This window comes from Streptomyces sp. NPDC001832, assembly GCF_040297265.1.
Lineage (GTDB): Bacteria > Actinomycetota > Actinomycetes > Streptomycetales > Streptomycetaceae > Streptomyces.
On record NZ_JBEOYU010000023.1, the window covers coordinates 36,061 to 58,458 of the forward strand.

A 22,398-nucleotide genomic window follows, 5' to 3' on the forward strand; every position below is an offset into this window, starting at 1 on the left:
GGGCGGGGCAGCCGTCGATGACGGCCTGCACCGTGCCGCGGCAGACCACGGTCGCCCGGTGGGCGTGGTTACGCGCCACGACGGCCGGGAGCGGCCCGGACGGCCATTCGGTCAGCGCGGGGGGACGCACTGTCAACTCCCACAGCCAATGCCGCAACAATGGGGGGCATGAGCGACAGCCCTGCCCCCCTCGCCGACCCGCACCTCGTCTTCGACGCCACGGAAGGCCGCCGGGATCTTGTGATCCTCGGCTCCACCGGTTCCATCGGCACCCAGGCCATCGACCTGGTGCTGCGCCATCCCGACCGCTTCCGCGTCACCGGGCTCTCTGCCGCGGGCGGACGGGTCGCCCTCCTCGCCGAGCAGGCGCGGCGACTGCGGGTGCGTACCGTGGCCGTCGCCGCACCGGACGCCGTACCGGCCCTCCGTGAGGCGCTGCGCGAGCAGTACGGGACGGGCGAGCCGCTTCCCGAGATTCTCGCAGGCACCGAAGCCGCCACCCAGCTCGCCGCAGGCGACTGCCACACCGTCCTCAACGGAATCACCGGCTCGATCGGTCTCGCCCCCACGCTCGCCGCGCTCGAAGCGGGCCGCACGCTCGCCCTGGCCAACAAGGAGTCGCTGATCGTCGGCGGCCCGCTGGTCAAGGCGCTGGCCGAGCCCGGCCAGATCATCCCGGTCGACTCCGAGCACGCCGCACTCTTCCAGGCGCTCGCCGCGGGTACCCGCGCCGACGTACGCAAGCTCGTCGTCACCGCGTCCGGCGGCCCCTTCCGGGGACGTACCAGAAGCGAACTCATGGGCGTCACCCGCGAGGAGGCCCTCGCGCACCCGACCTGGGCCATGGGACCGGTCATCACGATCAACTCCGCCACCATGGTCAACAAGGGACTGGAGGTCATCGAGGCGCATCTGCTCTACGACATTCCGTTCGACCGGATCGAGGTCGTGGTCCACCCCCAGTCGTACGTTCACTCAATGGTGGAGTTCACCGACGGCTCCACCCTCGCGCAGGCCACGCCTCCGGACATGAGGGGCCCGATCGCCATCGGCCTCGGCTGGCCCCAGCGCATCCCGGACGCCGCACCCGCCTTCGACTGGTCGAAGGCGTCCAGTTGGGAGTTCTTCCCCCTCGACGACGAGGCCTTCCCGTCCGTGGGACTGGCCAGGCACGTGGGCACGCTCGGCGCCACCGCCCCGGCCGTGTTCAACGCCGCGAACGAGGAATGCGTCGACGCATTCCTGGCAGGACGGCTGCCGTTCAACGGAATCATGGATACGGTCACGGCGGTGGTGGCCGAACACGGCACGCCCGCCACGGGAACTTCGCTCACGGTCGCAGACGTCCTGGAAGCGGAGACCTGGGCACGCGCCCGGGCCCGTGAACTCTCGGCGAAAGCGACAGCGGAGGCGCGCGCATGAGTATTACGACGATCCTGTTGACGATTCTGGGCGTCGTCGTCTTCGCCATCGGGCTGCTGTTCTCGATCGCCTGGCACGAGCTGGGGCACCTGTCGACAGCGAAACTCTTCGGCATCCGCGTCCCCCAGTACATGGTCGGCTTCGGACCGACGATCTGGTCGCGGAAGAAGGGCGACACCGAGTACGGGATCAAAGCCATCCCGGCCGGGGGCTACATCCGCATGATCGGCATGTTCCCGCCCGGACCGGACGGGCGCCTGGAGGCGCGGTCCACGTCACCGTGGCGCGGCATGATCGAGGACGCCAGGTCTGCGGCCTTCGAAGAGCTCGAACCGGGTGACGAGACGCGCCTCTTCTACACGCGCAAGCCGTGGAAGCGCGTCATCGTGATGTTCGCCGGACCGTTCATGAACCTGTTCCTCGCCGTGACGATCTTCCTCGGTGTGGCGATGACCTTCGGGTTCCAGACCCAGACCACCGAGGTGGCGGGCGTCCAGAAGTGCGTGATCGACCAGAGCGAGAACCGCGACACCTGCAAGAAGTCCGACCCGGTCTCGCCCGCGCAGGCCGCAGGACTCAAGAAGGGCGACAAGATCGTCGCCTTTGACGGTGAGAAGGTCGACGACTGGGCCACGCTCTCCGACAAGATCCGCGACACCATCGGCCCCGCCACCATCACGGTCCAGCGCGACGGCCAGGAGCTGACCCTTCACGCCGTGCTGATGGAGAACTCGGTCGCCAAGAAGGACTCCAAGGGAGAGGTGATCCCCGGTGAGTACGTGAAGGCCGGCTACCTCGGCTTCGCCGCCCAGACCGAGATCGTTCCGCTCTCCTTCGGCGAATCGGTCGTCCGCATGGGAGACATGATCGAGAGCGGCGTCCACTCGATCATCGCCCTCCCCTCCAAGATCCCGGACCTGTGGGACGCGGCCTTCGGCGACGGCGAGCGCGCAGCGGACTCCCCGGTCGGCGTGGTCGGTGCGGCCAGGATCGGCGGCGAGGTGATGACGCTCGACATCCCCGCGCCCAACCAGATCGCGATGATGCTGTTCCTGCTGGCAGGCTTCAATCTCTCGCTGTTCCTCTTCAACATGCTGCCCCTGCTGCCGCTCGACGGCGGACACATCGCCGGAGCGCTCTGGGAGGCCCTGCGCCGCAATGTGGCACGGGTCTTCAAGCGGCCCGACCCGGGCCCGTTCGACGTGGCCAAGATGATGCCGGTCGCCTACCTCGTCGCAGGTGTCTTCATCTGCTTCACCCTGCTGGTGCTGGTGGCCGACATCGTCAATCCGGTCAAGATTTCCTGATCTGCCGACCGGCCCGGGGGTGCACCAGGGGTGACGGCCCGGCACACAGCGTGTGTCCGGGCCCGTCCCTTCGCACGGCACTCCCGGACGCGGTGTGCTCCGGGGTGTCGCCGGTGCCGTAACCTCGAAGCCAGGAGCCCGCCGATCTCGGGACCTCGATCCACACCTTGGGGATGCTCAGCGCATGACTGCGATTTCTCTCGGAATTCCGTCCGTTCCGACCAAGCTCGCCGACCGGAGGGTCAGCCGCAAGATCCAGGTCGGGTCGGTGGCGGTCGGCGGGGATGCGCCGGTATCGGTGCAGTCGATGACCACGACGCGTACGTCGGACATCGGTGCCACGTTGCAGCAGATCGCGGAGCTGACGGCGTCGGGCTGTCAGATCGTGCGGGTGGCGTGCCCGACGCAGGACGATGCGGACGCGCTGGCGACGATCGCGAGCAAGTCGCAGATCCCGGTGATCGCGGACATTCATTTCCAGCCGAAGTATGTGTTCGCTGCGATTGACGCGGGCTGTGCGGCGGTGCGGGTCAATCCGGGGAACATCAAGCAGTTCGACGACAAGGTGAAGGAGATCGCGCGGGCCGCGAAGGACGCGGGTACGCCGATCCGGATCGGTGTGAATGCCGGTTCGCTGGATGCCCGGCTGCTGAAGAAGTACGGGAAGGCGACTCCGGAGGCGTTGGTGGAGTCGGCGTTGTGGGAGGCGTCGCTCTTCGAGGAGCACGGATTCCGGGACATCAAGATCTCGGTGAAGCACAACGACCCCGTGGTGATGGTCAATGCGTACCGTCAGCTGGCGGCGCAGTGCGACTATCCGCTGCATCTGGGTGTGACGGAGGCAGGCCCGGCGTTCCAGGGAACGATCAAGTCGGCTGTGGCGTTCGGTGCGTTGCTGAGCGAGGGGATCGGGGACACGATCCGGGTGTCGCTCTCGGCGCCGCCGGCCGAGGAGGTCAAGGTCGGGCTCCAGATCCTGGAGTCGCTGAATCTGAAGCAGCGGCGGCTGGAGATCGTGTCGTGTCCGTCGTGCGGTCGGGCGCAGGTGGACGTGTACAAGCTGGCGGACCAGGTCAGTGCGGGGCTTGAGGGCATGCAGGTGCCGCTGCGGGTGGCCGTGATGGGCTGTGTCGTCAACGGTCCGGGTGAGGCCCGTGAGGCGGACCTGGGTGTCGCTTCCGGGAACGGCAAGGGACAGATCTTCGTGAAGGGCGAGGTCATCAAGACCGTGCCCGAGTCGAAGATCGTCGAGACGCTGATCGAAGAAGCCCTGAAGATCGCCGAGCAGATGGAGAAGGAAGGCATCGCCTCGGGCGAGCCCGAGGTCTCCATCAGCTGAACCATGACTCGCACCACAGCGCCCCGCCGGACGAACACCGCCCGGCGGGGCGTTGTCGTGAGCGACCTCACGGTGCTGCGCGGACGCTGTTCCCGAGCACGGGCGGCACCGATGAGCCTCTTTGGGTACAGTGCGGAAATCAGCAGACTGCATGGTGAGGCCCCCTCGTGTTGACGCAGACCACCACCCGGGTCCTCGAACCCAGCGACCTCGGCGCCGCTCTCGCCATCCTGGAGAGCGAACCCGTCGCCAATGCCTTCGTGACGTCCCGGGTCCAGATCGCAGGTCTCGATCCCTGGCGCCTCGGCGGCGAGATGTGGGGCTGGTACGCCGATGGACGGCTGCGCTCGCTGTGCTACTCGGGCGCCAACCTCGTACCGATCTGCGCCACCCCCGAGGCCGTCAGGGCCTTCGCCGACCGGGCCCGCCGGATCGGTCGCCGCTGCTCCTCGATCGTTGGCCCCGCAGAGCCCACCACCCAGCTGTGGCGGCTCCTCGAACCCGGCTGGGGCCCCGCCCGCGAGGTCCGGGCCCATCAGCCGCTCATGGTCACCGAGAGCCCGTCCGCCGAGGTCACCCCCGACCCCCTGGTCCGCCGGATCCGAAAGGACGAGATGGACGTCCTGATGCCGGCCTGCGTGGCGATGTTCACCGAGGAGGTCGGCATCTCCCCGCTCGCGGGCGACGGTGGACTCCTCTACCAGGCACGCGTCGCCGAACTCGTCGGCGCCGGCCGCTCGTTCGCCCGGATAGAGGACGGCCGGGTCGTCTTCAAGGCGGAGATCGGCGCGGCCACCCCGCAGGCCTGCCAGGTCCAGGGTGTCTGGGTCGCCCCCGAACACCGCGGCCGAGGCCTCTCCGAGACCGGCATGGCGGCGGTCCTGCGCTACGCCCTGGCCGATGTCGCACCCGTCGTCAGCCTGTACGTGAACGACTACAACACCCCTGCGCGCAAGGCGTACACCAGGGTCGGCTTCCGCGAGGCCGGCGCGTTCATGAGCGTGCTGTTCTGACCGGCCGACGGCCGGTGCCGCCGACCCGCACCACCCACCCCACCCCGGGCCAGTAGGGTCGGCGCATGGCAGCAGTTTCCGGGGGCGGTCCCCACACTCCCAGCGTCCGGATCGGTCCGATCGATCTCGCCGCGCGCGTGGACGAGGCGCTTGCGGTGCAGGCTCTCGCCTTCGGCCTGGGACCGGAAGAGATCGAGGTACGGCGCCACATCGTCCTCAGACACCTCGACCACCCCTGCGCCCGCGCCCTCGGCGCCACCACCCCGGGCGGCCGGCTCGTCGGCTTCGTCTACGGCATGCCGAACGAACGCGGCCAGTGGTGGTCCACCATCGTCGAGCCCTACCTCCGTGCCACCGGCTCCGCGCACTGGCTCGACGACTCCTTCGTCATCACGGAGCTGCACGTCCTGCCGAAGTTCCAGAACCGCGGCATCGGCCGCGCGCTGATCACCACCATCACGGACGCCGTCGACCAGCCCCGGTCCATCCTCTCCGCGATCGACACGGAGAGCCCGGCACGTGGCCTGTATCGCAGTCTCGGCTACCAGGACCTGGCCCGGCAGGTGCTCTTTCCCAGCGCTCCCAAGCCGTACGCGGTGATGGGAGCCCCGCTTCCGCTGCGTCGCAAGGGCTGAGGAAGCAGCCAATCGATTTCCGCCCACCCCTACCACCCGGCTAACCTCCTGCACATCACCCTTCCGAGCAGGAGTTCATCATGGCCCAGGTCCAGCGCATGTCCCGATTGATGATCAAGACACTGCGCGACGACCCGGCGGACGCCGAGACGCTCAACCACAAGCTGCTCGTCCGGGCCGGATACGTACGTCGCACAGCGGCCGGAATCTGGACCTGGCTGCCGCTCGGCAAGAAGGTCCTGGAGAACATCACCCGCGTCGTGCGCGAGGAGATGGACGCCATCGGCGGCCAGGAAGTGCTGCTGCCCGCGCTGCTCCCCAAGGAGTCGTACGACGCCAGCGGCCGCTACCACGAGTACGGCGACCTGCTCTTCAAGCTCAAGGACCGCAAGGGCGCCGAGTACCTCCTCGGCCCCACCCACGAAGAGATCTTCACCCAGGTCGTCAAGGATCAGATCGCGTCCTACAAGGACCTGCCCGTGATCCTTTACCAGATCCAGACCAAGTACCGGGACGAGGCCCGCCCCCGCGCCGGTGTGCTGCGCGGCCGCGAGTTCCAGATGAAGGACTCGTACTCCTTCGACACCACGGACGAAGGTCTCGTCGAGGCGTACCAGCTGCACCGCGCCGCCTACATCCGGATCTTCGAGCGGCTCGGCCTCGACCACCGCATCGTCTCCGCCGTCTCCGGTGCGATGGGCGGCTCGGCCTCCGAGGAGTTTCTGGCCCCCGCCCCGGCCGGTGAGGACACCTTCGTCGACTGCCCCGCCTGCGACTACGCCGCCAACACCGAGGCCGTGACCTTCAGGGCCACCCCCGTGGACGGCTCCGCGCACGGCCCCGTCGAGGAGCTGGACACTCCCGACACCCCGACCATCGAGACGCTCGCCGCGCACCTGGGCGTCCCGGCCTCCGCGACCCTGAAGAACCTGCTGGTCAAGGTCGACGGCGAGATCGTCGCCGTGGGGGTGCCCGGCGACCGCGAGGTCGACCTCGGCAAGCTCGGCGAGCACCTCGCGCCCGCCGTCGTCGAGCTGGTCACCGCAGAGGACTTCGAGGGCCGTCCCGACCTGGTACGCGGCTACGTCGGCCCGCAGGGTCTGGAGAAGGTCCGCTACATCGCCGACCCGCGCATCGCCGTCGGCACCGCCTGGATCACCGGCGCGAACAAGCCCGGCGTCCACGCGAAGAACGTCGTCGCCGGCCGTGACTTCGAGGTCGACGACTACCTCGACGTCGTCGTCGTCGAGGAGGGCGACCCGTGCCCCAAGTGCGGCACCGGTCTCAAGCTGGACCGCGCCATCGAAATCGGCCACATCTTCCAGCTGGGCCGCAAGTTCGCGGATGCCTTCCAGCTCGATGTGCTCGGCCAGAACGGCAAACCGGTCCGGGTCACCATGGGCTCCTACGGCATCGGCGTCTCCCGCGCCGTCGCCGCGCTCGCCGAGCAGACCGCCGACGAGCAGGGGCTGTGCTGGCCCCGTGAGATCGCCCCGGCCGATGTCCATGTCGTCGCGGCGGGCAAGGCGCTCCAGACGGAGCTGGCCCTCGATGTCGCCGAGAAACTCGCCGCCGCCGGCGTGCGGGTCATGGTCGACGACCGCGCGGGCGTCTCGCCCGGTGTGAAGTTCACCGACGCCGAGCTGATCGGCGTCCCGAAGATCCTGGTCGCCGGCCGCCGCTCGGCAGAGGGCGTCCTGGAGCTCAAGGACCGCCGTACGGGCGAGCGCGAGGAGCTCACGGTCGACGAGGCGATCGCCCGCCTGACCGTTCAGGGCTGACACCGCGACGCGAAGCTGTAGGCCCCCGCGCGCCGGCGGGGCCTACAGCTTCGCGGTCTTGGAATTCAGAGCCAGCCCGCGAACTCCAGCGTCAGCTCGCCCTCCTGGCGACGGCCGACCGCCAGCGCCCGGGTTCCCGACTCCACCGCGCGGAACAGCGTCCAGCCGCGCAGCCGCTCCCGGTCCACGTCCAGCGAATCGGCGAGCTTCTTGATCCGCCGACGGGCGGTCACCGGGCCGCCGGGGGAGGCGATCAGGTCCTCGACGCGGTCGCGCACCAGGCGTGCCAGATCGTAGGCCCGCTCACCGACGAGCGGCTCAGGCCCGACCGCCAGCCAGGGCGCCCGCTCACCGCCGAGCACCTTGCTCTGGCGGAAGTTGCCGTGCAACAGCAGGAGTTCGGGGGAGCGGGCGACAAGCTGCTCGCGCGCCGCGAGCGCCGCGGAGACCAGCGGCTCCAGGCTCGGGTCGGCCGCGGCGCAGGCGCGCATCGGCTCCGCACGGCGCCCGGTCCGCTCGGCGACTGTCTCGAATCCGTGGCCGGCCGGCGGCTCGACCCAGAGCCGGCGCACCGTCCCCGCCGCCTCCAGCAGCGCCTTCGCCTCCGGCAGTGAGCGAAGCGACACCTCGGGATGCAGCCGCTCGAGCAGCAGTGCGCCGGGGCCGTCGGCGAGGAGCTGCACCGCACCCCAGCCGTTCCAGTGAGCGAGCGCCGCTTGCTCCAGCTCGGGTACGGCCCCGGACGGAGCGATCTTCAGTGCGGCCGGGGTGCCGTCGGAGCACGTCACCAGCAGCACCAGACTGCTGCGGCCCCCGGGGGTGGCGACCCGTTCCACGGTCAACTCCTGCCCGGTCGAGGACAGTGCTTCCTCGGTCAGTGCGGGAAGCCGCGCGAGCCAGTCGGCGGCGGCCGCATCCCCGTACGACTCACCGAGCGCTCGCACCAGACGCTGCGGCGGTTCGAAACCCATACGTGTTTTGTTCCCTTTCAGAGCTTTTTCAGTGCGTCACGTCGGTTCCTTGGCTCGCGTCGGACCCGGACTTGGCATTCGTCTTTGCCGTCGCGTCTTTTCCGTCGGCGGTCCGCTCGGCGAGCCCGGGAAAGGGTAAGCCGCTGCCCCGCCAGCGGACCGCACGCACCGCGGCCTCCCGCAGCGCATCCGCGGCCTCCCGCCTGAGCGGACCCCCGGCCGCTCGTACGAGATCGGAGTACACGTCCGCGACCCGGTCCTCCAGCAGGGCGGCCAGCCGCACCGCCGCAGCCGGGTCCGGCACCACGAACGGCAGAGCGTATGCGGCCTGAGCCGCTACCGGTTCACCGCCCAGGTCACGCACGGTCCGTACCAGTGCGTCGCGCCGGGCACGGTGCGCGTGGTACGCCGCGGTGGCCTCGGCCCGGCGGCCGTCGGCGACCCGGCCGCCGACCACCCCGTACCCGTACACCGCCGCGTGTTCGGCGGCGAGGGCCGCCTGAGCCGCCTTCTGGGTCCCGGCGTTCATGACGAGGTTTCCTTGGCCAGTTCGGTCAGCAGATAGGCATGGGCCGCGCCCGCTGCCGCGACCGATGCCAGCAGCCGGGCCAGCTCCGGCGGGGCCTTCAGCAGCGTCGCCGTGTGGGCGTCCGCGGTGCGGCGCTCCTCAGCGGCCAGCTCCTTGAGGGCGGCCTTGGCGTCGGTCGCGCGTGTCCGTGAGAACACGGGTGTCTGGCCGCCATCGGGTGCCAGCGCATCGGCATGGGCCCGTACGGCATTCCGCAGCGGCGAGAGCCCGGCCTTGGTCGCCGGATGGGCCCTGACCACCTGTTCGTACCGGGCGAGCAGTTCCCTGCTGGTACGGGCGGCACCCGCCCGGAGCGTCTTCTCCGCCTGTGCGGCCGAGGCCCGCTCGGCCGCGGTCGCCGCGTCCGCCTGTGCGGCGCCCTCCCGGCGCCCGGTCCCGTCGCCGCAGCCGGCCAGCACCGCCCCCATGGCGATCGCCCCCGTCGCGGTGAACGCACCTCTGCGTGTCGTCCCCGTGCGCCGCACTTGTTCTCCTTCGGGCTTGGACCTGTCTTGACTGGATCTGTCCAGAAGTGATCAGCGCAGGCGAGCGTACCCGCGACAGCGGAGCAGGCGGACGGCAACACCCCTCGGGACCGGATACCCTTTGATCTGACACGCGAGATCCCCACAACAGCACACGCGGCCGAGGAGTCACCCGGATGAGCACCACCCAGATCGAGAGGCTGCGCGGACTGCTCGAACCGCTCGTCAGCGCCGAGCAGCTGGACCTCGAAGAGATCGAGGTGTCCCGGGCGGGCCGCCGCCGGGTGCTGCGGATCACCGTGGACTCCGAAGAAGGCGTGGAGCTGGACACCTGCGCCGAGCTGAGCCGCGCGATCTCCGAGAAGCTCGACGAGACTGACGCGATGGGCGAGGGCGAGTACGTCCTCGAAGTCAGCTCCCCCGGTGCCGACCGTCCACTGACGGAGCACCGCCACTATGTACGTGCCATGGGCCGCCTGGCCAAGCTGCACCTGCGCGAGGGCGGCGAGCTGGTGGCTCGCATCCTCGCAGTGGACGAGCAAGGGCTCGATCTCGAAGTGCCGGGCGTCAAGGGCCGCAAGCCCACGTCCCGCCGGGTCGCCTTCGACGAGATCGCCAAGGCGCGCGTGGAGATCGAATTCAGCCGCAAGGACAAGAAGGAAGAGGAGGCGTAGCCGTGGACATCGATGTGAAGCTCTTGAAGGGCTTGGCACAGGACAAGGAGATCCCCTTCGACGTGCTCGTCGAGGCGATCGAGTCGGCCCTCCTCATCGCCTACCACCGTACGGACGGAAGCTACCGCCGCGCGCGCGTGAAGGTCGACGAGCGCGGCCATGTGACGGTGTGGGCGAAGGAGGACCCGGCCGACCTCGAACCGGGCCAGGAGGCCAAGGAGTTCGACGACACCCCGTCCGGCTTCGGCCGGATCGCCGCGACCACCGCTAAGCAGGTCATCCTGCAGCGGCTGCGCGACGCCGAGGACGACAGGACGTTCGGCGAGTACGCGGGCCATGAGGGCGATGTCGTCACCGGCGTCGTCCAGCAGGGCAAGGACCCGAAGAACGTTCTGGTCGACATCGGCAAGCTGGAAGCGATCCTTCCGGTGCAGGAGCAGGTGCCGGGCGAGGAGTACACCCACGGCCTGCGTCTGCGTACGTATGTCGTACGGGTCGCCAAGGGCGTGCGCGGTCCGTCCGTGACGCTGTCGCGGACCCACCCCAACCTGGTGAAGAAGCTTTTCGCGCTGGAGGTCCCGGAGATCGCGGACGGTTCCGTCGAGATCTGCGCGATCGCCCGCGAGGCCGGTCACCGCACCAAGATCGCGGTCCGTTCGACCCGCTCCGGGCTGAACGCCAAGGGCGCCTGCATCGGCCCGATGGGCGGCCGGGTCCGCAATGTCATGGCCGAGCTGCACGGCGAGAAGATCGACATCGTGGACTGGTCGGACGATCCGGCCGAGATGGTCGCCAACGCCCTGTCGCCCGCACGGGTGAGCCAGGTCGAGGTCGTGGACCTCGGCGCACGGTCCGCCCGGGTCACCGTTCCGGACTACCAGCTGTCGCTCGCGATCGGCAAGGAGGGGCAGAATGCCCGCCTCGCCGCACGCCTCACCGGCTGGCGCATCGACATCCGTCCGGACACCGAGACCGACGCCGAGCGCGACGTCGCCGACCGGGAGCGGGCCGCGCGGGCCCGCGAGCGCTAGGGCGTGTTTCGAAAGTAGCGTCGTCCGCCCGCACGCGCGGCTGACCAGCCCGGGGATCGCCGGGCTGCGGCCCACGACCCAGCCCCTGGCGCCGGAGCGGGCTGGGTCGCGCGCGGGCCGCAGGGAATACATCTGGGCGGCATGCCGCTGAGAGCACGACAACATCCGTTCGATTTTTGCCCCAAAGGGGTGAGGCCGGTGCGGGGAGGTAGACTTAAAGGTGTCTGGCCGGACGCACGCCCGCGCTTGCCCTGAGCGAACCTGTGTGGGATGCCGGGAGCGGGCGGCCAAGTACGAGCTGCTGCGCATTGTCGCGGACGGGGACGCCTGCGTCCCTGATCCTCGCGGTACGCTGCCCGGCCGGGGTGCCTATGTACACCCCGTCCCTGTCTGTCTGGACCTGGCGGTTCGCCGCCGGGCATTCCCCCGGGCCTTCAAGGCCAAGGGGCCGTTCGACTCCGCCGCAGTGCAGCGGTTCGTCGAGCGGGCGACACCGTAAGAAATGAACGGCACGGGGCCCCGTGCGGTCAGGTACCTCGCGAGTTGGAAGTAGGTCGAGATTGCGATGAGCACTCGATGAGTACGCGATGAGTACGCCCATGAAGTAGCGACGGTCCGGCGGTAACCCGGACCTAAAAGGAGCGAAGTGGCTAAGGTCCGGGTATACGAACTCGCCAAGGAGTTCGGCGTCGAGAGCAAGGTCGTCATGGCCAAGCTCCAAGAGCTCGGTGAATTCGTCCGTTCGGCGTCCTCGACGATCGAGGCGCCGGTTGTACGCAAGTTGACTGACGCACTGCAGGGGCCCGGCGGCAACGCCGGCAAGTCCGCTGCAAAGCCTGGCGCGCCCCGCAAGGCGATGCCCGCAAAGCCCGCAGCGCCCTCCCCGGCCGCTGCGGCACGTCCCGCTGCCCCGAAGCCCGGCGCCCCGGCCCCCAAGCCGGCCCCCGCCGCGGCGAGCAGCACCCCCGCAGCGCCTTCCGCGCCGTCTCCAGGCCCGCGTCCGGGCCCGAAGCCCGCGCCCAAGCCCGCTCCGGTGACCCCGGTCCCCGCTGCCGAGTTCTCGGCTCCGGCCCAGCCGGCTGCCCCGCAGCAGCAGGCCCCGCGTCCCACGGGTGCCACTCCCGGCCCGCGCCCTGCCCGTCCGGCCGGCGGTCAGCGCGACGGCGGCCGTGGTGGCGAGCGCGGCGACCGCCCCGCACGTCCCGCAGGCCAGGGCGCCCCGCGTCCCGGTGGCCAGGGCGCCCCGCGTCCCGGCGGCGCACGTCCGGCGGGTCCCCGTCCGGGCAACAACCCCTTCACCTCCGGCGGCTCGACGGGCATGGCCCGTCCGCAGGCGCCCCGTCCCGGCGGCGCCCCGCGTCCCGGTGGCGGTCAGGACCGTCCGGCCGCCCCGCGTCCGCAGGGTGGCCCCGGTGGCGCACAGGCCGGACGGCCCCAGGGGCAGGGCGGTGCCCGTCCCACTCCGGGCGGCATGCCCCGTCCGCAGGCTCCCCGTCCGGGCGGTGCCCCCGGTGCCAACCGTCCGAACCCGGGCATGATGCCGCAGCGTCCCGCTGCGGGCCCGCGTCCCGGTGGTGGCCCCGGCGGTGGCCGTGGTCCCGGCGGTGGCGGTCGTCCCGGCGGTGGCGGCGCAGGCCGTCCCGGTGGCGGCGGCTTCGCAGGCCGTCCGGCCGGTCCCGGTGGCGGCGGCGGCGGTTTCGCAGGCCGTCCCGGTGGCGGCGGTGGCGGCGGTGCGGGCCGTCCCGGCGGTGGCGGCGGCTTCGGCGGTCGTCCCGGCTTCGGTGGACGTCCCGGCGGCCCCGGTGGCCGTGGTGGCACACAGGGTGCGTTCGGCCGTCCCGGCGGTCCCGCGCGTCGCGGTCGCAAGTCGAAGCGGCAGAGGCGCCAGGAGTACGAGGCCATGCAGGCCCCGTCGGTGGGCGGCGTCATGCTGCCTCGCGGCAACGGACAGACCGTCCGTCTGTCGCGCGGTGCCTCCCTCACCGACTTCGCGGAGAAGATCAACGCCAACCCGGCGTCGCTCGTCACCGTGATGATGAACCTCGGCGAGATGGTCACGGCGACGCAGTCGGTCTCCGACGAGACGCTGAAGATCCTCGCCGAAGAGATGAACTACGTCCTGGAGATCGTCAGCCCGGAGGAGGAGGACCGCGAGCTGCTCGAGTCCTTCGACATCGAGTTCGGCGAGGACGAGGGCGGCGAAGAGGCTCTGGTCTCCCGTCCGCCGGTCGTGACCGTCATGGGTCACGTCGACCACGGTAAGACCCGGCTTCTGGACGCGATCCGCAAGACGAACGTCGTTGCGGGCGAGGCCGGCGGCATCACGCAGCACATCGGTGCGTACCAGGTCTCCTCCGAGGTCAACGGCGAGGACCGCAGGATCACCTTCATCGACACCCCTGGTCACGAGGCGTTCACCGCCATGCGTGCCCGTGGTGCGAAGTCCACCGACATCGCGATCCTCGTGGTGGCGGCGAACGACGGTGTGATGCCCCAGACGATCGAGGCGCTGAACCACGCCAAGGCGGCCGACGTGCCGATCGTGGTCGCGGTCAACAAGATCGACGTCGAGGGCGCGGACCCGACCAAGGTGCGCGGCCAGCTCACCGAGTTCGGTCTGGTGGCCGAGGAGTACGGCGGCGACACGATGTTCGTCGACATCTCCGCCAAGCAGGGTCTCCACATCGACCAGCTGCTGGAGGCCGTCGTCCTCACCGCCGACGCCTCGCTCGACCTGCGGGCCAACCCCGAGCAGGACGCGCAGGGCATTGCGATCGAGTCCCACCTCGACCGCGGCCGCGGTGCCGTTTCGACCGTCCTGGTCCAGCGCGGCACGCTGCGCATCGGCGACACGATGGTCGTCGGCGACGCGTACGGCCGTGTCCGCGCGATGCTCGACGACAACGGCAACAACGTCGAGGAAGCGGGTCCGTCGACCCCCGTCCTGGTGCTGGGTCTGACCAACGTCCCAGGTGCCGGCGACAACTTCCTGGTCGTCGACGAGGACCGTACGGCCCGTCAGATCGCCGAGAAGCGTGCCGCCCGTGAGCGCAACGCCAACTTCGCCCGCAAGGGCGTCCGGTTCTCCCTGGAGAACCTGGACGAGGCGCTCAAGGCCGGTCTGGTCCAGGAGCTCAACCTCATCATCAAGGGCGACGCGTCCGGTTCGGTGGAGGCTCTCGAGTCCTCGCTGCTCCAGCTCGACGTCGGCGACGAGGTCGACATCCGGGTCCTGCACCGCGGTGTGGGTGCGGTCACCGAGTCGGACATCGACCTGGCGACCGGCTCCGACGCCATCGTGATCGGCTTCAATGTGCGCGCCGCCGGGCGTGCGCAGCAGATGGCCGAGCGCGAAGGTGTGGACGTCCGGTACTACTCGGTCATCTACCAGGCGATCGAAGAGATCGAAGCGGCCCTCAAGGGCATGCTCAAGCCGGAGTACGAAGAGGTCGAGCTCGGTACGGCGGAGATCCGCGAGATCTTCCGCTCGTCCAAGCTGGGCAACATCGCCGGTGTGCTGGTCCGGTCCGGCGAGGTCAAGCGCAACACCAAGGCGCGCCTGCTGCGCGATGGCAAGGTCATCGCGGAGAACCTCAACATCTCCGGTCTGCGCCGCTTCAAGGACGACGTCACCGAGATCCGCGAAGGCTTCGAGGGCGGTATCAACCTCGGAAACTTCAACGACATCAAGATCGACGACGTCATCGCGACGTACGAGATGCGCGAGAAGCCGCGAGGCTGACCCGTACCTCAACGGTCGGGGCCGGTCGACGGGTCGTATTTCCGTCGATCGGCCCCGGCCGTTCCGTGTACGGTTCTTGTGTCCCGGCCAAGCGCTGGCAGGGCACGAACCCGAACCGGCGGGACATCCGGACATACATGTATGTGGGGACACTGTCCTTCGATCTGCTTCTCGGCGACGTACGGTCGTTGAAGGAGAAGCGCTCCATCGTCCGTCCGATCGTCGCCGAGCTCCAGCGCAAATACGCGGTGAGTGCGGCGGAGGTGGGCGGTCAGGATCTCCATCGCAGGGCCGAGATCGGCCTCGCCGTGGTCTCCGGGGACACCAGACACCTCACAGACGTACTCGACCGGTGCGAACGGCTGATCGCCGGCCGGCCCGAGGTGGAGCTGTTGTCCGTACGACGGCGGCTGCACAGCGACGAAGACGATTGAGCAAGGCAAAGAAGGAGACGGACCAGTGGCCGACAACGCGCGGGCGAAAAAGCTGGCGGACCTCATCCAGGAGGTGGTCGCCGAGAAACTGCAGCGCGGTATCAAGGACCCGCGTCTGGGTACGCACGTGACCATCACGGACACCCGGGTCACCGGTGACCTGCGGGAGGCCACGGTCTTCTACACGGTCTACGGGGACGACGAGGAGCGGGCGAGCGCGGCAGCCGGCCTGGAAAGCGCCAAGGGCATTCTGCGTTCGGCGGTCGGAGCGGCGGCGGGGACGAAGTTCACCCCCACGCTGGCCTTCGTGGCCGACGCCCTTCCGGAGAACGCCAGGGCGATCGAGGACCTCCTCGACCGGGCACGGGCCTCGGACGCACGGGTGCGCGCGGCGTCCTCGGGCGCCGCGTACGCCGGCGGCGCCGACCCGTACCGCAAGGCGGACAACGAGCACGACGAGGACACCGCCTCCGAATGACATCGCAGAACAAGACGCCCGATCAAGGGAGCGGGAGCGCAGCGACCTCGGGCAAGGGCGGCGGCGGGCGACGGGAGGGCGGCCTGGTCATTGTCGACAAGCCGGCCGGCTTCACTTCGCACGACGTCGTCGCCAAGATGCGCGGCATCGCCCGGACCCGCCGCGTCGGCCATGCCGGCACGCTGGATCCGATGGCGACGGGCGTTCTCGTGCTCGGCGTGGAGAAGGCCACCAAGCTGCTGGGCCATCTCGCACTGACCGAGAAGGAGTACCTCGGCACGATCCGGCTCGGCCAGAACACCATCACGGACGACGCGGAGGGCGAGATCACCTCGTCCACCGATGCGTCCGGTGTGACCCGTGAGGGCATCGACGCCGGGGTCGCGGCCCTGACCGGACCGATCATGCAGGTGCCGTCCAAGGTCAGCGCCATCAAGATCGACGGCAAGCGGTCCTACGCACGGGTGCGCGGCGGCGAGGAGTTCGAGATCCCGGCCCGGCCGGTGACGATTTCGTCCTTCAACGTCTACGACGTCCGCGAGGCGGTCGCCGAGGACGGGACGCCGGTCGTCGACCTTGTCGTCTCTGTCGTCTGCTCGTCGGGGACGTACATCCGGGCGATCGCCCGCGACCTCGGCGCCGGGCTCGGCGTCGGCGGGCATCTGACCGCGCTGCGGCGCACCCGGGTCGGGCCGTACGGCCTCGACCTGGCACGGACGCTCGACCAGCACCAGCAGGAGCTGACCGTGATGCCGGTGGCCGAGGCCGCCGCCTCGGCGTTCCCTCGCTGGGACGTGGACGAGAAGCGCGCCAAGCTGCTGCTGAACGGCGTGCGGCTGGACATGCCGGCCTTCCCGCCGGGACCGGTCGGGGTCTTCGGGCCCGACGGGCGGTTCCTGGTCCTCGTCGAGGAACAGAAGGGCAAGGCCAAGAGCCTCGCCGTCTTCGCCTGACCGGCGACCCGGGGCCGGAGACTGAGAAGCTGTCGGGTGGCCGCCCGATCAGAGTCACCCGACAGTCCCTGAGGCCCCATCGTGGAGCGGGCAGGGCCCCTGTGCCCGCTCCACGATCCCCCAACGGTTTCTGTCCACCGGACGTCATGAACTCACCCCGACGGGCAGGCGCTCGGAGTGAATCAGGGGCGCATCCGGGGGCGCTTTTACCCCGAGTGGTGTTGGCGCCAGGAAGCCCGAAGCCGATGCCGATGCGGGCCGCGGGGCGCGAGCATGGCAGTCTTAGACCTGCGTAATAGGCAATCTCACGTACACGGGTTCGGGCGAGGAGCGGTCACAGTGCAGCGCTGGCGTGGCTTGGAGGACATCCCCCAGGACTGGGGACGCAGCGTCGTCACCATCGGCTCCTATGACGGGGTGCACCGCGGACACCAGCTGATCATCGGCCGGGCTGTCGAGCGGGCACATGAGCTGGGCGTGCCGTCGGTCGTGGTGACCTTCGACCCGCATCCCAGTGAGGTCGTGCGGCCCGGCAGCCACCCGCCGCTGCTCGCTCCGCACCACCGGCGCGCCGAGCTCATGGCGGAGCTGGGGGTGGACGCGGTGCTGATCCTGCCGTTCACCACCGAGTTCTCGAAGCTGGCGCCGACCGACTTCATCGTGAAGGTGCTCGTCGACAAGCTGCACGCGCAGCTGGTCATCGAGGGCCCCAATTTCCGCTTCGGTCACAAGGCGGCCGGGAATGTGCAGCTGCTCACCGAGTTCGGCGAGACGTACGACTACGGCGTCGAGGTCATCGACCTGTATGTGAGCGGCGAGGCGGGCGGCGGCCAGCCGTTCTCCTCCAGCCTCACCCGACGGCTGGTCGCCGAGGGCGATGTCACGGGTGCCGCCGAGATCCTGGGCCGGCCTCACCGGGTCGAGGGCGTCGTGGTCCGCGGCGCGCAGCGCGGCCGTGCGATGGGCTTCCCCACAGCCAATGTGGAGACCCTGCCGCACACCGCGATTCCCGCCGACGGGGTCTACGCGGGCTGGCTCGATGTGAACGGCGAGGCGATGCCCGCCGCGATCTCGGTCGGCACGAACCCGCAGTTCGACGGCACGGAACGGACGGTGGAGGCCTACGCGATCGACCGCGTCGGCCTCGACCTGTACGGGCTGCATGTCTCGGTGGACTTCCTCGCGTTCGTACGCGGGATGCTGAAGTTCGACTCGATCGACGAACTGCTCGTGGCGATGGCCGCCGATGTGAAGCGGTGCAGCGAGCTGATCTCGGCGTACGAGCGCGGCTGAGAGGCTGTCGGGTGCCCGCCCGATCGTGGGTCTGGTCATAGGTATCGTGAGGCCGCATCGGGCCGGACCGCATCCGGCCGGGAGGAGGTCCGAGCCGTGCGTGAACTGCTGTCGGAACTGCGTGCCTGGTACGACGCCGGCACCCTCTTCGCCCTGGCGACCGTCGTCTCCGTACGCGGCAGCGCCCCGCGCGCACCCGGCGCCATGATGGCCGTGGCCGCGGACGGCGCGGTCGCGGGCAGCATCTCCGGGGGCTGCGTCGAGGGTGCGGTGTACGAGATGGCGGGCGAGGTCCTCGCCACCGGGCGACCTCAGCTGCAGACGTACGGGATCAGCGACGACGAGGCGTTCGGCGTGGGCCTGACGTGCGGCGGAACGATCGAGGTGTTCGTCAGGTCCTTCGCGTCGGCGGCCGACCGGGCCCGGCTGCGGGAGGCCGTCGACAGCATCGGCAGGGGCGAGCCCGTCGCTCTCGCCACCGTCCTCTCGGGCGAGGCGGAGCCCGGCGCCTGCCTGGTCGTCCGGTCGCAGAGCACGGATGGCACGCTCGGCGACGAAGGGCTCGACTCGGCCGTCACCGACGACGCCCGGGGTCTGCTCGCCCAGGGTACGACCGGCACCCTGCGGTACGGGGCGCACGGCGAGCGCCGGATGCAGGAGGTGTCCGTCTTCGTCCAGACGTACGCGCCACCGCCCCGGATGCTCGTCTTCGGGGCCATCGACCATGCGGCCGCCACCGCACGCATGGGGTCCTTCCTCGGCTACCGGGTCACCGTCTGCGACGCCCGCCCGGCCTTCGCGACCCGGGAACGCTTCCCCACCGCAGACGAGGTGATCTGCGCCTGGCCGCACACCTATCTGCAGGCGACGGACATCGACGAGCGGACGGTCATCTGCGTACTGACGCACGATCCGAAGTTCGACGTTCCGCTGCTGGTGGCCGCGTTGCGCACACCTGCCGCGTACATCGGGGTCATGGGCAGCCGGCGCACCCACCAGGACCGGGCCGCGCGGCTGCGGGAGGCCGGGGTCGACGCGGCCGAACTGGCGCGGCTCGCCTCGCCCATCGGGCTGGACCTCGGCGCGCGCACACCGGAGGAGACCGCCGTCTCGATCGCCGCGGAGATCATCCAGCACCGGTGGGGCGGGGCGGGCAGGCCACTGTGCGAACTGACCGGGGCGATCCACGGCCGGGCGACCGGCAGCAGCCCGTCCGGCGACTGACGGCAGGGCGGCCGCCCCACCTGTCGTCGCCCGGCGACCAGGGGTCCGCTCCCAACGCGCCGGGGCCTGCCCGACCGGTGATCCGCCGGACACCGGCAGTCTCTAAGCCCGCGCCTTCGCAGCCGCGTTCGCCCAGTGGCACGCCACCTGCGTCTGCCCGCCGCCCGCGAGCACCGGCAGATCCTTCGTACGGCACGCGTCCGCGACACCCGCCCGCGCGGCCTCGCCCGATGCCAGCACCGGGCAGCGGGCATGGAACCGGCATCCGGACGGCACCCTGGACGGGTCCGGCGGCTCGCCGGTCAGAATCACCGGATAGCCCCCGGCCTCCGGCAGCACCGACAACAGAGCCTGGGTGTACGGGTGTTGCGGAGCCGTCAGGATCTGCTCCACCTCGCCCGTCTCCACGATCCGCCCGAGGTACATCACCGCGACCCGGTCGGCGATGTTCCATGCCAGGCCGAGGTCATGCGTGACCACCAGTGCGGACAGGCCCAGTTCGTCCCGCAGGCGCAGCAGCAGGGCCAGGATCTCGCCGCGCACCGAAGCGTCCAGCGAGGCCACCGGCTCGTCGGCCACGATGAGTTCCGGCTCCAGCACGAGCGCGCCCGCGATCACGACCCGCTGCCGCTGACCGCCCGACAGCTCGTGCGGATAGAGCAGGAAGAACCGCTCGGGAGGCCGTAGCCCCGCCCGCGACAACGCGTCGGCCACCGCCGCCCGCTCGTCCCCCGCGTACCCGTGGATCCGCAGGCCCTCGGCGACGGCGTCGTACACCGGGTGCCTCGGGTTGAGCGAGCCGCTGGGGTCCTGGAGCACCAGCTGGACCCGCTTGCGGTACGCCTTCAGCGCCCGGCTCGCATAGTCGAGCGGCTGCCCGCCGAAGGTCACCTGCCCGGACGTCGGCGGGACCAGGCCCAGCAGTGAACGCGCCAGCGTGGTCTTGCCGCAGCCCGACTCGCCGACCAAGGCGACGATCTCGCCGGGCCGGATGTCCAGGTCGACGCTGTCCACGGCACGCGCCGGGGCGGCCCCGCGCCGGCCGGGGAAGGTGACCTTCAGTCCCTGGGCACTGAGCAGGGGAGTGGTGGTGGTCACGACGTGCTCCTTGCTTCCTCGGTACCCGGCCGGTCCGGGACTGCGGTCGCCCCCGGCCCCACCAGCACGCAGGCGGCCCGCCGCTTTGGCCCCGCGTCCCGCAGCTCCTGGTCCTGCGTCGTGCAGGAGTCCAAGGCCACCGTGCAGCGCGGGTGGAAGGTGCAGCCGCCGGGCAGCGCCGACGGGTCCGGCGGATCGCCGGGCAGCCCGCGGGGTGCGAACCGGGAGGCCGGGTCGCCGATGCGCGGAAAGGCACCGGACAGGGCCTTGCCGTACGGGTGGTGCGCGTTTGCGTAGACCTCGGATGCCGGGCCCTCCTCCACGACCTGGCCCGCGTACATCACCGCGAGCCGGTCGCAGGTGTCCGAGAGCACCGCGAGGTCATGGCTGATCACGATCAGGCCGAGGTCCTGCTCGGACACCAACTGCTCGATCAGCCGCAGGATCTGGGCCTGGATCATCACATCGAGAGCTGTGGTCGGCTCGTCCGCGATGATCAGGCCCGGATCGCAGGCGAGCGCCATCGCGATCATCACGCGCTGCCGCTGCCCGCCGGAGAGTTCGTGCGGGTAGGCGTCCGCGCGGGCGGCCGGCAGCCCCACCTGTTCCAGGAGTTCACCGGCCTTCTTCGCCGCCCCGGCCTGCGTCGCCTTCCGGTGCAGCAGGATCGGCTCGGCGATCTGATCCCCGATGCGGTGCACCGCGTTGAGCGAGTGCATCGCGCCCTGGAACACGATCGATGCCCCCGCCCAGCGCACCGCCCTGATCTGGCCCCACTTCATGGTGAGGACGTCTTCGCCGTTCAGCAGGATCTGGCCGAAGACCTTCGTCCCGGCGGGCAGCAGCCGCAGCAGCGCGAGCGCCAGCGTCGACTTCCCGCAGCCGGACTCGCCGGCGATGCCGAGCTTCTGTCCCGCGTCGACGGTGAGGTTCACGCCGCGGACGGCCTGCGCTCCGCCGGCGTACGTCACCGTGAGGTCCCGTACGTCGAGGAGTGGTGTCTTCCGGATGCTCGTTGTACTCAACGGGCCACCCCCAGCTTGGGATTGAGGACGGACTCGATGGCGCGGCCGCACAGCGTGAACGCCAGCGCCACCACGGCGATGGCGATGCCGGGCGGTGCCAGGTACCACCAGTGGCCCGCGCTCACCGCGCCTGCCTCGCTGGCTTCCTGGAGCATGCCGCCCCAGGAGGTGGTGGTCGGGTCGCTCAGGCCGAGGAAGGCCAGCGTGGCCTCCGTGAGGATCGCGCTGGAGATCACCAGCGTGGTCTGCGCGAGCACCAGCGGCATCACGTTCGGCAGCACGTGCCGGACCATGATGTGTCCGTGACCGCCGCCCAGGGCGCGGGCGCGCTCGATGTACGGGCGGGATTCCACGGCGAGGGTCTGGGCACGGACCAGCCGGGCCGTGGTCGGCCAGGTCGTGACGCCGATCGCGATGACGACCGTCCACATCGAGCGGTCCATCACGGTGGCGAGCGCGGTCGCGAGGACCAGGGTCGGCATCACCAGGAACCAGTCGGTGATCCGCATCAGGACCGTCGAGTACCAGCCGTGGAAGTGCCCCGCGACGATGCCGACGACCGTACCGATGGCGACGCACAGGAACGCAGCGAGCAGGCCGACCGTCAACGAGACCCGGGTGCCCCACACCAGCAGGGCCAGCACGCTGCGTCCGAACTGGTCAGTACCGAGCGGGAATTCACCGCTCGGCGACTCCAGCGCACCACCGGGCGCGTCGGTGACGCTCTGCGAGTCGGCGCCGACGAGCTGCGGTGCGAACAGGGCGATCAGCGCGATCAGGGCGAGTGCGGCCAGGCCCCACAGTCCGCTCCTGTGACTGCGGTACTCCCGCCAGAAGCGGGCGATGGACCGGCGCTTGCGCGCCCGGGCCAGAGCGCGCGGGTTCTCGGCCGGAGCGGCCTTCGTGGGCGTGGGCATGGATTCGG

21 protein-coding genes are annotated in these 22,398 nt (G+C 70.3%); 15 read left to right on the forward strand and 6 right to left on the reverse strand.

The window, feature by feature from the left end:
• Positions 1–168: 168 nt before the first annotated feature.
• From dxr to ABT115_RS19145, 6 genes are all read left to right on the forward strand, one after another.
• Entirely contained in the window at positions 169–1,422 is a 1,254-nt protein-coding gene (dxr, locus tag ABT115_RS19120) for a 1-deoxy-D-xylulose-5-phosphate reductoisomerase (protein ID WP_351790942.1), read from the forward strand.
• Complete coding sequence (locus tag ABT115_RS19125; RefSeq protein ID WP_351790944.1) at positions 1,419–2,729, forward strand: M50 family metallopeptidase; 1,311 nt, start codon at positions 1,419–1,421, stop codon at positions 2,727–2,729. The genes dxr and ABT115_RS19125 overlap by 4 nt, the downstream gene beginning before the upstream one ends.
• A gap of 184 nt (positions 2,730–2,913) precedes the next feature.
• Entirely contained in the window at positions 2,914–4,068 is a 1,155-nt protein-coding gene (ispG, locus tag ABT115_RS19130; protein WP_351790947.1) for a flavodoxin-dependent (E)-4-hydroxy-3-methylbut-2-enyl-diphosphate synthase, read from the forward strand.
• Positions 4,069–4,235: 167 nt separating this feature from the next.
• Positions 4,236–5,081: a GNAT family N-acetyltransferase gene (locus ABT115_RS19135; protein ID WP_351790950.1), complete on the forward strand. Its 846-nt coding sequence runs from the start codon at positions 4,236–4,238 to the stop codon at positions 5,079–5,081.
• A 65-nt stretch (positions 5,082–5,146) separates the two neighbouring features.
• Positions 5,147–5,716: a GNAT family N-acetyltransferase gene (locus tag ABT115_RS19140; protein WP_351790952.1), complete on the forward strand. Its 570-nt coding sequence runs from the start codon at positions 5,147–5,149 to the stop codon at positions 5,714–5,716.
• Between the two features lie 80 nt (positions 5,717–5,796).
• Positions 5,797–7,497, forward strand: a complete 1,701-nt coding sequence (locus ABT115_RS19145; protein ID WP_351790955.1) for a proline--tRNA ligase — start codon at positions 5,797–5,799, stop codon at positions 7,495–7,497.
• A 65-nt stretch (positions 7,498–7,562) separates the two neighbouring features.
• Here the strand turns inward: ABT115_RS19145 and ABT115_RS19150 are convergent, their stop codons facing one another.
• From ABT115_RS19150 to ABT115_RS19160, 3 genes are read right to left on the reverse strand one after another with little or no spacing between them, the layout of a single operon-like run.
• Positions 7,563–8,468 carry an aminoglycoside phosphotransferase family protein gene (locus ABT115_RS19150; RefSeq protein WP_351790957.1) on the reverse strand — a complete coding sequence of 302 codons (906 nt, stop codon included), beginning with the start codon at positions 8,466–8,468 and terminating at the stop codon, positions 7,563–7,565.
• A gap of 28 nt (positions 8,469–8,496) precedes the next feature.
• Positions 8,497–8,997, reverse strand: coding sequence for a ferritin-like domain-containing protein (locus ABT115_RS19155; RefSeq protein WP_351790960.1), 501 nt, complete (start codon positions 8,995–8,997; stop codon positions 8,497–8,499).
• Positions 8,994–9,521, reverse strand: a complete 528-nt coding sequence (locus ABT115_RS19160) for a hypothetical protein (protein WP_351790962.1) — start codon at positions 9,519–9,521, stop codon at positions 8,994–8,996. Before ABT115_RS19160 ends, ABT115_RS19155 begins: the two co-directional genes overlap by 4 nt.
• Positions 9,522–9,697: 176 nt before the next feature.
• Between ABT115_RS19160 and rimP the strand changes: the two genes are divergently transcribed.
• The 9 genes from rimP (at position 9,698) to ABT115_RS19205 (ending at position 19,350) form a co-directional block, all read left to right on the forward strand.
• Entirely contained in the window at positions 9,698–10,195 is a 498-nt protein-coding gene (rimP, locus tag ABT115_RS19165) for a ribosome maturation factor RimP (RefSeq protein WP_351790965.1), read from the forward strand.
• 2 nt (positions 10,196–10,197) lie between these two features.
• Positions 10,198–11,226, forward strand: a complete 1,029-nt coding sequence (gene nusA, locus ABT115_RS19170; protein WP_351790968.1) for a transcription termination factor NusA — start codon at positions 10,198–10,200, stop codon at positions 11,224–11,226.
• A gap of 220 nt (positions 11,227–11,446) precedes the next feature.
• Positions 11,447–11,725, forward strand: coding sequence for a YlxR family protein (locus ABT115_RS19175; RefSeq protein ID WP_351790970.1), 279 nt, complete (start codon positions 11,447–11,449; stop codon positions 11,723–11,725).
• Between the two features lie 147 nt (positions 11,726–11,872).
• Positions 11,873–14,968, forward strand: coding sequence for a translation initiation factor IF-2 (infB, locus tag ABT115_RS19180; protein WP_351790973.1), 3,096 nt, complete (start codon positions 11,873–11,875; stop codon positions 14,966–14,968).
• 137 nt (positions 14,969–15,105) lie between these two features.
• Entirely contained in the window at positions 15,106–15,402 is a 297-nt protein-coding gene (locus tag ABT115_RS19185) for a DUF503 domain-containing protein (RefSeq protein WP_351791071.1), read from the forward strand.
• A 25-nt stretch (positions 15,403–15,427) separates the two neighbouring features.
• Positions 15,428–15,880 (forward strand): 30S ribosome-binding factor RbfA, encoded by a 453-nt coding sequence (rbfA, locus tag ABT115_RS19190; protein ID WP_351790976.1) that lies wholly within the window; start codon positions 15,428–15,430, stop codon positions 15,878–15,880.
• A complete protein-coding gene (gene truB / locus ABT115_RS19195; protein ID WP_351790979.1) occupies positions 15,877–16,833 on the forward strand; it encodes a tRNA pseudouridine(55) synthase TruB in 957 nt (318 codons plus the stop codon). Before rbfA ends, truB begins: the two co-directional genes overlap by 4 nt.
• A gap of 339 nt (positions 16,834–17,172) precedes the next feature.
• The gene (locus ABT115_RS19200; RefSeq protein ID WP_351790982.1) at positions 17,173–18,126 is read left to right on the forward strand and encodes a bifunctional riboflavin kinase/FAD synthetase; all 954 of its coding nucleotides are present in this window, start codon (positions 17,173–17,175) and stop codon (positions 18,124–18,126) included.
• A 96-nt stretch (positions 18,127–18,222) separates the two neighbouring features.
• On the forward strand, positions 18,223–19,350 hold the full coding sequence (locus ABT115_RS19205; RefSeq protein WP_351790984.1) for an XdhC family protein: 1,128 nt from the start codon (positions 18,223–18,225) through the stop codon (positions 19,348–19,350).
• A gap of 102 nt (positions 19,351–19,452) precedes the next feature.
• Here the strand turns inward: ABT115_RS19205 and ABT115_RS19210 are convergent, their stop codons facing one another.
• From ABT115_RS19210 to ABT115_RS19220, 3 genes are read right to left on the reverse strand one after another with little or no spacing between them, the layout of a single operon-like run.
• Positions 19,453–20,448 carry an oligopeptide/dipeptide ABC transporter ATP-binding protein gene (locus ABT115_RS19210; protein WP_351790987.1) on the reverse strand — a complete coding sequence of 332 codons (996 nt, stop codon included), beginning with the start codon at positions 20,446–20,448 and terminating at the stop codon, positions 19,453–19,455.
• The gene (locus tag ABT115_RS19215) at positions 20,445–21,473 is read right to left on the reverse strand and encodes an ABC transporter ATP-binding protein (protein ID WP_351790990.1); all 1,029 of its coding nucleotides are present in this window, start codon (positions 21,471–21,473) and stop codon (positions 20,445–20,447) included. Before ABT115_RS19215 ends, ABT115_RS19210 begins: the two co-directional genes overlap by 4 nt.
• Positions 21,470–22,390: an ABC transporter permease gene (locus ABT115_RS19220; protein WP_351790992.1), complete on the reverse strand. Its 921-nt coding sequence runs from the start codon at positions 22,388–22,390 to the stop codon at positions 21,470–21,472. Before ABT115_RS19220 ends, ABT115_RS19215 begins: the two co-directional genes overlap by 4 nt.
• Positions 22,391–22,398 lie beyond the last annotated feature (8 nt).

Coding starts and splice junctions, on each gene's coding strand:
- dxr (WP_351790942.1), top strand. CDS start 169: ATGAGCGACAGCCCTGCCCCCCTCGCCGACCCGCACCTCGTCTTCGAC.
- ABT115_RS19125 (WP_351790944.1), top strand. CDS start 1,419: ATGAGTATTACGACGATCCTGTTGACGATTCTGGGCGTCGTCGTCTTC.
- ispG (WP_351790947.1), top strand. CDS start 2,914: ATGACTGCGATTTCTCTCGGAATTCCGTCCGTTCCGACCAAGCTCGCC.
- ABT115_RS19140 (WP_351790952.1), top strand. CDS start 5,147: ATGGCAGCAGTTTCCGGGGGCGGTCCCCACACTCCCAGCGTCCGGATC.
- ABT115_RS19145 (WP_351790955.1), top strand. CDS start 5,797: ATGGCCCAGGTCCAGCGCATGTCCCGATTGATGATCAAGACACTGCGC.
- ABT115_RS19150 (WP_351790957.1), bottom strand. CDS start 8,468: ATGGGTTTCGAACCGCCGCAGCGTCTGGTGCGAGCGCTCGGTGAGTCG.
- ABT115_RS19155 (WP_351790960.1), bottom strand. CDS start 8,997: ATGAACGCCGGGACCCAGAAGGCGGCTCAGGCGGCCCTCGCCGCCGAA.
- rimP (WP_351790965.1), top strand. CDS start 9,698: ATGAGCACCACCCAGATCGAGAGGCTGCGCGGACTGCTCGAACCGCTC.
- ABT115_RS19185 (WP_351791071.1), top strand. CDS start 15,106: ATGTATGTGGGGACACTGTCCTTCGATCTGCTTCTCGGCGACGTACGG.
- truB (WP_351790979.1), top strand. CDS start 15,877: ATGACATCGCAGAACAAGACGCCCGATCAAGGGAGCGGGAGCGCAGCG.
- ABT115_RS19220 (WP_351790992.1), bottom strand. CDS start 22,390: ATGCCCACGCCCACGAAGGCCGCTCCGGCCGAGAACCCGCGCGCTCTG.